Annotated in this window: 1 tRNA gene and 2 rRNA genes; all 3 read left to right on the top strand. The window is 51.3% G+C overall.

Annotated elements, in window-relative coordinates:
- Positions 1 to 88, top strand: a 16S ribosomal RNA gene (locus CIK98_RS07535); the annotation flags it as partial.
- 77 nt (positions 89 to 165) lie between these two features.
- A tRNA-Ala gene (locus CIK98_RS07530) sits at positions 166 to 239 on the top strand.
- A gap of 145 nt (positions 240 to 384) precedes the next feature.
- Positions 385 to 520 (top strand): 23S ribosomal RNA (locus CIK98_RS18515); the annotation flags it as partial.

Raw genomic sequence — 520 nt, 5'->3', positions numbered from 1 at the left:
CGAGGGTCGGCCTAGGGTGAAACCGGTGATTGGGGCTAAGTCGTAACAAGGTAGCCGTACCGGAAGGTGCGGCTGGAACACCTCCTTTCTGGAGGGGCGCCTTAGATGAGTCGGAAGGACCTTTTTTGGTTCGTTTCCTTCTTGTACTAGCAAACTCTGTCTTTCGGGGGATTAGCTCAGCTGGCTAGAGCACCTGCTTTGCAAGCAGGGGGTCAACGGTTCGAATCCGTTATTCTCCACCGTTTCCTTTAATAATAGGAAAAGAGATCTTTGACATATTGACACACGAAACTGTAGAGTGAAACTCAAGAACGAGGTGTTCCCGCTTTTAGTGGGACACAGCTGAAAGTATGAGATTCCGCCGTTATTTCGGCGGCATCTACCAAGAAAGTGAATAAGGGCGCATGGCGGATGCCTTGGCTCATGGAGGCGATGAAGGACGTGATAAGCTGCGATAAGCCGCGGTTAGGAGCAAATATCCCTTGACCCGCGGATTTCCGAATGGGACAACCCGTCAGCA

This window comes from Prevotella sp. P2-180 (genome assembly GCF_002251435.1).
In the GTDB taxonomy this organism is placed as follows: domain Bacteria; phylum Bacteroidota; class Bacteroidia; order Bacteroidales; family Bacteroidaceae; genus Prevotella.
The sequence above is the reverse complement of the archived record's forward strand: the minus strand, read 5'-3'. Positions and strand labels throughout refer to the sequence as shown.